Here is a 9041-nt window from a genome sequence, read left to right as displayed (position 1 = left end):
GTAGACGAACCGGCAGGAGCCAGCAAAGCGGCGCATCTGCCGTTCCTGCTGGCTGTTGGGCAGCAATTCGTACTTGAAGGCTTGAAGTCGTTGCATCGCTCAATCGTATTCTTGGCCTATGCGTGATGACAACGATATTCACATGGCCGGCACTGCGTTTTTAAAGGGCGTCGGCTACGGTCGGCGCTATCCTTCCCCGCCCTGAAGGACGGGGCTTGCCGCGCCTTTTGGTCAGGGGATCGCCTCAAAGCAGCTTGCAATAGCCATAACTCACCTCTAACCAAAGCTGATCCGGAGCAGGGAGAAATCATCCTCAAAGTCCGTCCGCCCCTGAAAGGATTGGGCCTCATGGATCACCTGATCCAGGCCACCGTCAGCGCTCTTGCTCAGCAGGGCTATCAAACTGTTCAGCCCCCAGAGTTCTCTCTGGGGGTTTATGACTTCGTAAACTCCATCGCTGAACAGGTAGAGATGGCTGTTCTCCGGGATCCGCACCTGATCCCTTTGAAAAGTGAGGTCGGGCAAAATGCCAATGGGCAAGTTGGCAGTCTTCAGCAGGAGCGAATCCTGACCCTGGATGAGCAGGGCAGGTGGGTGGCCGGCACTGGCAAAAGAGAGCAGACGGGATCCCGGCTGATAAACCCCATACCAAAGGGTGAAGTACATCTCATGGTGGGATCCCATTTGAAAAGAGTGGTTGAGGGCGCGCAAGACCGCGTCCGGCTGGCGGGGATCGGCATCGGCCAAGCCTTGAGTGCGCAACTGGTTCATCACCGACACCGACAACAGAGCGGATCCCACCCCATGCCCCGACACATCCAGCAGATAGATGGCCAGGTGTTCCTCATCCAGCCAATGATAGTTAAACGAATCTCCCCCCAATTCCTGGGAGGGTAAAAAGCGCCACTCGAGGGTCACTTTGCAGTCGGGAAAATAGGCCGGCTCCGGCAGGAGAGAACGCACATAGCTGGCCGCCTCGGCCAATTCTGCCCGTAACCTGGCCGTTTGCTGCTGCAGGTCATAGCTGAGCTGGTGTAAGCGCAGCCCGGCCCGCACACGTGCCCGCAACTCATTGGGGTCGATGGGTTTGCTTAGAAACTCATCTGCTCCGGCATCCAGGCCCTGGATGCGGTCTTCGACCTCGGTGCGAGCGGTGAGCAAAATAAAAAACGTCGTGGAAAACTTGGGATCGGCTTTGATGCGTCGGCAAACCTCCAGCCCATCCATGTCCGGCATCATCCAGTCACAGATGATCAGCCCCGGCACCAGCAGGTGGGCTTGCTCCAGCCCCTCGGAACCGTTGCTGGCCATCTCCACGGTGTAGCCCTGTCGTTCCAGGGATCGCTTCAACACCAGCCGAATCGTCGGATCGTCGTCGACAATCAAAATGGCCGCCATGACCGCTGCACCCCAATCCTGAAGTCAAAACGCATCCAAACCCAACTCCAGCCCAATACCCCATACTGGTAGGCAGACCTTTTATCGTAGCTTAGGCGTTGCGTCAGGAAAACCAGCTCGGCAAGCAGTCCACGACAAAGGGGTGAAGCCTCAGCAGCCTCATCCATCAGAGCTGAAGGTACGTATCGATTTGTGGATCCTCAAAACCGTGGTTGCACGCTACCCAAAAGCTAACCGTTTCCAGATACTGGTGGCGGGAGACAATTCGAGGCAGATTCTGGGCAGATTCTTCTTGAGAGACTTTCATTGGATACAGAGATACAGATCACACTCATCCATCCTTCGCCGACTTAGAGTGAACGTTAAGATTCAATAGCCTTTACCGCATGAGCACATCTCCCCCATCCTTATCCCCTTCCGCCGTTCAGGATTCGCGGGCGAGCTTGCCTCCGGGACCTAGCGAAGCTCACAGGGGAGAAATTCGGCTGGAGGACTTGGACGAGAAGCAATTGTTGGCCTCCCTATCGTCGGTGGTGTTAAACCCGGCAGCTTGGAGTTGCTTCAGCGTCAGTGAAACCAGCCGCCTGCTACGCCCCCTGCAAATCTGCCCTGACTTGACGGGAACTCTTGTTCTCTCCCCAGGGGCCACTGCCGAAGTGGTCTATAAGTTCCTGCTGAGCGATGGTCGGATCGGAACCATGAAGGGGCTGATCTCCATCGAAGACTTCCGCAGCGAGCGGCTGCGCTCCGTTTACGATCAGCTTCACATCGAAAAGATTATACCGGTCTTCACCGAGTCGGTTGTGGTGCAAATCATCGACCATTTGAAACCGATTTTTGCCCGTGACTTGGATGAGCTGCTTTGGCAAGAAAGTTTTTACTTTACCCCTCAAGATCTGCGCCAGCAGGAGTTTCTGTTGCGTGGCCTGCGGCCCGAGGCGATCCCACGCAGCTTTCGGCCTCACCTGCAGAGGGTCTACACCCAGATTATGAAGGTGTGTCGCAGCTTGCCCAACATCGCCTTCCAACTGTGTCTGCGGGCCTACTTAGAGTACAACGAGGTCAAGAACAGGCATCTGCTGGCGCTTCTACTCAGCAAGTATTTTTACACGCTCTACCGCATTGGTGGGTTGGACGGTTGGGAAAGTGGGGATCCGGTGGAGCTGGGATCCCTGCGCTCTGCCAGTGGGCGAGTTCGTCTCCAGGCTCTTTCTCGCCTCTTAACCCTGAACAATGACAGCGACGCTCCCCTGGTGGGGATTGGGGGCACCGGGCCGGGGGGCAGCTATTTCAGCGGGGAACGGGAGCCTGCCGGCGTTGAGATGGTGAGCTCAGAAGAGATTGAAAAGCTGCGGCAAGATGTGGAGGTGGCCCGCGGCCAGATCACCGAGGCCCAGCAATTGGTGGCCCAATATCAGGAGGAGAAAAAACAGGAACTGCTCAACCGCCTTCAGGATCCGGGAAAGTTTCTTCTCTTCAGCATTCATCAGTTTTTTGACACCCTCTTCGGATCCCTGCCCGGAGAGGTGAAAAGCGAGTACGGGGCAGTTTGGGTGCCGCGCACCTCCTACTTGGATGAGAAGGAGCGAGACAAGCTGACAGAGCATTTGCGCCACATCACCAGCGAAGCTTATTTGGTCAGCGTTCCCTTTGCCGAGGCCACCCTCATCGGCTATTGGCGAGTTTTGGCCGATTCCTTCTACAACCAATGGGTTTTGAATCAGTACAAGCAGTTGCAAAGCTATGGAGTGGATCTGGAGCAACAGGGCATCCAGATTCTGGAACGAGAACGATTTCTGGATGAGGTTCAGTTGCGCTTTGCCGCCCGCCACCGAGAAATCGTCACCCAAAATGTGGAGAAGATCACCCAAATTGTGGTGGATAGCCTGGCCAAGCGGGTGGCCCTCAACACCGGCCAGCAAAGTTTTCAGGCCATGCGGGCCAAGTTGACCACCGTTTTGGATATGGACATTTCCCGCAAAGACGTGGGGGAAGTCAAGCGGCTGATCGACTACTTTACGGATGTGTTTTTGGGCAAGCGGGAGGAGCTGCGCTCCCCCTATCCGGTGGGCACGATTTTACAAGTCAAGGCGGCCATTGAGGCTCGCCCCCCCGATAACCGCACCCGCATCGGTCTGGAAATTTTGGGTCAGCTCTACCGCGAGTACGTTCCCCTGCTGGGATCCGCACCGAAATAGGAACGGGGGCATAGCGGGGGATCCCGTAGGCCGACAGGTTTTGGGCACAATAGGGACTGGCGCGCTGTCTAGGGTTGGAGACGGAGATTCCCCATGCGCTACCGCCAGCTTGGCCACAGCCCTTTGCAAGTTTCGGAGATCTGCCTGGGCACCATGACCTTTGGGCAGCAGAATACTTTGTCTGAGGCTTTCGAACAGCTCGACTACGCGGTGGAGCACGGGATCAACTTCATCGATACCGCCGAGATGTACCCGGTGCCGGCGCGGGCGGAAACCCAGGGATCCACCGAGCGCTACATCGGCGAGTGGCTGCAACACCAACCGCGGCATCGCCTGATCCTGGCCACCAAGATCACCGGCCCTGGTCGGCCCTGGCATTGGATTCGCGGCGGATCCCTGTCCATTACCCGCGACAACCTCAGGCAGGCGGTGGCCGATAGCCTCAAACGCCTGAAGACCGACTACATCGACCTCTACCAGATCCACTGGCCGGATCGCTATGTGCCTCTGTTTGGGGGCGCTGCCTACGATCCTAGCCAAGAGCGGCCCACCGTTCCCATTGCCGAGCAGTTGCAGTCTCTGGCGGAATTGGTGCAAGAGGGTCTCATTCGCTACATCGGCCTGAGCAACGAAACCCCTTGGGGGGTGAGCAAGTTCTGCCAGGTGGCCGAGCAACTGGGGTTGCCCAAGGTGGTCTCGATTCAGAATGCCTACAGCCTCATCAACCGCACGTTTGAAATGGGCCTGGCGGAAGTCTGCCGCCACGAGCAGGTGGGCTTGCTGGCCTACAGCCCGCTCGGATTTGGGCTGCTGACGGGCAAATATCTGGGGGGGGTGAAGCCGCCGGGATCCCGTTTGGCCTTGTTTGAAGGCTTTGGCCAGCGGTACCGCAAGCCCAATGTGGAAGAAGCAGTGGCCGCCTATGTGCAAATTGCCCGCCGGCACGGCCTGACACCGGCCCAGTTGGCTTTGGCCTTTGTGCGCAGCCGCTGGTTTGTTACCAGCACCATCATCGGGGCCACCAGCCTGACCCAACTTAAAGAGAACCTCAGTTGCCTGGATGTGGAACTGTCCCCGCAGATCCTGGCGGAGATCGAAGCGGTTCACCAGCGCTACCCCAATCCTGCCCCTTGAAAGGTTGGCGAAACCGGTGGCCAGACAGAACTTTTCAGAAGGTTTCCTCGTCTGGATGTGCGGTTTGGATATCCTCTCCAACTCTTCTGTCCGGCCAGTTTCTATGGCCTCTCCCAGCCAAGAGTGGGGATCCGAGACCTGAATCCTGTACCAAGAACCTGAGGTGTGAACGATGCGTGAGCTTTCCCTTTGGCAGGGTTGGAAGACTGCGGCTTTGGTGATCAGTTGCAGCAGCTTGGCCTGGCTTGGGGATCCCGCTTGGGCCCAACTTTCTGATATCAGCACCTATTGGGGTGCCCAGTACATTGCCGGGTTGAATGAACGGCAGATCATCGGTGGCTTCCCGGATGGCACCTTTCGCCCCAACGAGTCCATCACCCGTGCCCAATTTGCCGTCATTGTCACCAAAGCTTTTGGCCTAGATACCAACGTTCCTGTGCGCTCCTTTGCCGATCCCATTCCCAGTTGGGCGGCTCCCTCCATCGGCGCGGCGGCAGCGGCAGGGTTTGTTTCCGGCTTTCCGGACGGCACCTTTCGCCCCAACGATGTGCTCACCCGTGCGCAGGCCATCACTGTCCTGACCCGTGCCGCCACCAACGGTAGGCTCATCGAGGATCCCGGTCAAATTGACGCGATCCTGGCCGGGTTTGGCGATGCCAATTTGGTTCCCAACTTTGCCCGCGCCCCCATCGCGACAGCAGTTCAGGAAGGGCTGTTGGTGCTCTACCCCAACCCCACCCAATTGAATGCCCAGGCGGTGGCCACGCGGGGGGAAGTGGCTGCTCTTACCTACCAAGCGCTGGCCAAGGTGGGTCGAGTACCCAATTTGGATCCGCCGGTGGGGGCTGCCATCCCCGGCCCTGGGATCCGTACCGAGCTCCTTGCCCAGGTCACTCCTACGCCCGAACCCCTGGCCACGCCGGACATTCCCATTGAGCCTCTGGTGGAAACGCTGCCCGCCGCTCCAGAGGTGAGAACCTTCTTTGCCCGCGAAGAGCTGGGATCTGTAAACCCGGGGGATACCGTTACCGTGTTTTTGCTGGGATCCCCAGGGGCGCAGGGATCGTTTTCCATCCCCGGCATTGCCTACAACCTGCCACTGCAGGAAACCCGCCCAGGGCAATACGAGGGCAGCTACACCTTCCGCAGCCAAGACCGGGCCTCAGAAGCGCCTGTTTTTGCCCGCTTGGAGCGGGATGGACTGGTAACCCTGGTGCAGCTGCCGGATAAGACCATCACCATCGGGCGGGTGACCGACACCACCTTCCCCACCATCAGCGAACTGGCCCCTCCCAATGGATCCCTAACCGACAACTCTCGCCCCTCCATCTCAGCCCGTTTCCAGGACGACCAGGGAATCGACCTCAATAGCTTTACCTTGCTGGTGAACAACGCGGATGTCACCGCCCAAGCCCAGCTCACCCGCACCGGCTTTACCTACACCCCTGCCGAGCCGCTGCCCACCAATCGGCCGACCTTAATTGCCGTCCAAATTGCCGATACCAGCGGCAACACCACCATCCAGCAGTGGTCTTTCCAGGTGCAGGCCGCCCAGCCCACTCCCACACCAACTCCAACACCCGCACCAACCCCAACCCCAACACCGACAGCAACACCCACTCCCACGCTGACTTCAACACCAACCCCAACACCGACAGCCACGCCCACACCGACCCCAACGCCGACTCCAGCTCTGACCCCAACGCCGGAAGCTACACCCACTCCCACTCCACAGCCTGGCGGAGAGCCTTCACCTTCTCCTTCTCCAGAAGGACGGTCTCCTGCAGAACCCAAGCCGGAGTCCAGCCCCGAGGCTCAGGAGAGTGAGGCTACAGAGTCTCCTAAGCCAGAATCCCCAGCCCCCCAGCCAGGGGATCCCGGCGGACCGACTCCTTCTCCTTCCCCCAGCCCCTAGGGAAAACTCGATCCAGACCCCGAACAGGCTCAATAGTGTTTTAAGAGCTTCCGATCCCTTAATACCTACTAAATCTAGTGGGCACAAGCGGGGCAGGATGTTAAGCTACTGCCAGTTGTGACCGGATGGGATCCATGAGCTCAACCTTGCAGCCGTTCCTGCATTTGTTGCAGAGGAGTTCCTTTTGGGGGGTGTTGATAGCCGGTGCCGTTACCCCGGTTGCTGCTCAGCAGTTCGAGTTCACCCCTCAGCCGGTGCCCCCCAGGGGGGATCCCGTCCCTACCCTGCCCTTGCTGAGCCCTCCGCCCTCCCCCAGCTCTGCCGCCCCACCGGCCCTACCGCCTGTACCTCAGGTGCCGCAAATGCCGCTGGATCCCACAGCTCCGGCCTTGGATCCGATCCCGGTGGTGCCCGTTCAAGCGGCCCCAGGTGGACAACTCCCCCAAGGCGAGGCCTATTCCTATCAACGTCGGCCCGACCTCAGCCCAGGTGGGGATCTCTCCGGAGCCACGCGGGGCGAGCTGCCTGCCGGCACCCGTATTCTCCTCACGGTCTACCGCCCCATCACTTTCCAGCCCTACCAGGCCATTAACGGCCACCTGGAAGTCTCCGAGCCGGTGGTGGATCGCTTTGGCCAGGTGGTGATCCCGGCAGGGAGTGTAGTGTGGGGCACTTTTGAGCCGGTTTACCGAGAACTGAAGTTGTCTGGCCGGGAGGCGGAGAGCGCCGATCCCCAAGAGCGGGTCGTCGGCAGCCGCTTTGTGGCCAACCGCCTCACCATTGGGTCTTCCACCTACTTGGTGAGAGGCCAATCTGCGCCGCTATCAGTCGGGTTGGATCGCAACGCCGACGTCGGCACAACTGTAGCCCGCGGGGCAGGCTATGGGGCAGCAGGTGGGTTGGCCTTGGGAATTCTCACAGGGGGATGGGGCTTTTTGCCGATCTTGGCCGGCAGCTTGGCAGGTGCTGCGGCAGGCAGTACCAATATCGACCGGGTGGTGACGCTACAGCCCAATACGCTGGTGGAGCTGGAACTGACCGATAGCCTGATCATCCAATGAACTGGCCAACCCTCTTTTGCCCTGTGGCTGGCTGAAGTGACTCGGGGCAGCTCGGTAGAGTAGAAGAGAGCCCCCTCCATTGGTTCCATGGCCTTCTGGATCTACGTTGTGCCCCCGCTGGCCGGGCTGGTGATCGGCTATTTCACCAACGACATTGCCATCAAAATGCTGTTCCGGCCCTACCGCCCCTATCGGGTTTTCGGCTGGCGCATCCCCTTTACCCCCGGCCTGATCCCGCAGAACCAGCCTCGTCTGGCCAAGCAGATCGCCAAGACCATCATGGGATCCCTGCTCACGCCGGAGGAACTGCACAATCTGGCCCGCAAGCTGCTGCAAACCGAGCGCATGCAAGCAGGGATCCGCTGGCTGCTGGGGGTAGCCCTGGATCGGCTGCAAAACCCTGAGCAACAGCAGCAAACTGCTCAGGTGTTGGCGCGCATTTTAGCCGACCTGTTTAACGAGTCGTTGCCCCGCCTGGTGAAGGTGCTTGCCCGCCAAGAAACCTTTTTGGAAGGGCCCATTAACCAACTGTTCGACCAAGTGTTGCTGGAGCTGCGCCTCAGCAGCGAGCAGGCTAAGCAGCTCTCGGAGTGGATCCTGAAGCAGGCGCTGCCCCCAAAGGTGTTGCGGCAGAACTTGGTGGACTTTCTCACCGATCGCAACATCGAATCCCTTGACGAGGAGTTTCGTGAACGAGCGACCGGCTCCTACTGGGTGGTGGCCAACTTGTTCGGCCTGAAAAATGCCCTGTTGCGCCTGCGCACCTATTGTCTAGAAGAGCCGGAAGGGGCAGAAACCATCTTGGAAGATCTGCTCAAAGACATCAACGCCTCCCGCCGCCTGACCGAGATCCTGCAGAACCTCTCGCTGCAAAACCTGCCGGTTTCCGCCGTGCGTCAGTTGCGCCGTGCCCTCCGCGACGGGATCCAAGATTACCTGCGCAGCCAAGGGCCAGAGGTTATCAAAGGGCTGGGGGAGACCATCGATTGGGAAAAAGTGGCCAGCCTGGTGTTGGGACGCCTGCGCAACTCCAAGGCGTTGATCACCTCCATCGATCAGATCAGCGCCGACCTGGCTTTGGTCTTGGAGCGCTACCTAGAACGGGATCTCGAATCCCTGATGATGCAGGTGATCCCGGTGTTGAACCTGGATCAGGTCATTGCCGATAAAGTCAACGCCACCTCCCCTGCCGACCTGGAGCAGGCCATCCAGCAGATTGTGCGCCAAGAACTCCAGGCCATCGTCAACTTAGGCGGCCTCCTCGGCTTTTTGGTGGGCTGTGTGCAGGTGCTGTTCTTGCTGGGCTGACGAGTTTGGGTTGGGCTTTGACTTTGG

At 59.1% G+C, this 9041-nt stretch carries 7 protein-coding genes; 5 read left to right on the top strand and 2 right to left on the bottom strand.

Going from position 1 to position 9041, the window contains the following annotated elements:
- Together ACVWY9_RS06800 and ACVWY9_RS06795 are read right to left on the bottom strand one after the other, a co-directional pair.
- Window positions 1-96 (bottom strand): helix-turn-helix domain-containing protein (locus ACVWY9_RS06800; protein ID WP_457387882.1); only part of this gene is annotated, 96 nt, incomplete at its 3' end.
- Window positions 97-276: 180 nt separating this feature from the next.
- The gene (locus ACVWY9_RS06795) at window positions 277-1398 is read right to left on the bottom strand and encodes a PP2C family protein-serine/threonine phosphatase (protein WP_457387876.1); all 1122 of its coding nucleotides are present in this window, start codon (window positions 1396-1398) and stop codon (window positions 277-279) included.
- 443 nt (window positions 1399-1841) lie between these two features.
- Between ACVWY9_RS06795 and ACVWY9_RS06790 the strand changes: the two genes are divergently transcribed.
- The 5 genes from ACVWY9_RS06790 (at window position 1842) to ACVWY9_RS06770 (ending at window position 9014) form a co-directional block, all read left to right on the top strand.
- Window positions 1842-3596, top strand: a complete 1755-nt coding sequence (locus ACVWY9_RS06790) for a hypothetical protein (protein WP_457387875.1) — start codon at window positions 1842-1844, stop codon at window positions 3594-3596.
- Between the two features lie 93 nt (window positions 3597-3689).
- Window positions 3690-4730: an NADP(H)-dependent aldo-keto reductase gene (locus tag ACVWY9_RS06785; RefSeq protein WP_457387874.1), complete on the top strand. Its 1041-nt coding sequence runs from the start codon at window positions 3690-3692 to the stop codon at window positions 4728-4730.
- A gap of 172 nt (window positions 4731-4902) precedes the next feature.
- Window positions 4903-6645, top strand: a complete 1743-nt coding sequence (locus ACVWY9_RS06780) for an S-layer homology domain-containing protein (protein WP_457387873.1) — start codon at window positions 4903-4905, stop codon at window positions 6643-6645.
- Window positions 6646-6779: 134 nt separating this feature from the next.
- On the top strand, window positions 6780-7706 hold the full coding sequence (locus tag ACVWY9_RS06775; RefSeq protein ID WP_457387872.1) for a hypothetical protein: 927 nt from the start codon (window positions 6780-6782) through the stop codon (window positions 7704-7706).
- A gap of 87 nt (window positions 7707-7793) precedes the next feature.
- Window positions 7794-9014: a DUF445 domain-containing protein gene (locus ACVWY9_RS06770; RefSeq protein WP_457387871.1), complete on the top strand. Its 1221-nt coding sequence runs from the start codon at window positions 7794-7796 to the stop codon at window positions 9012-9014.
- The last annotated feature ends 27 nt before the right edge of the window (window positions 9015-9041 follow it).

The sequence above is a fragment of the Thermostichus sp. OS-CIW-31 genome, from assembly GCF_054060305.1.
This window is presented reverse-complemented; position numbering and strand designations above follow the sequence as displayed.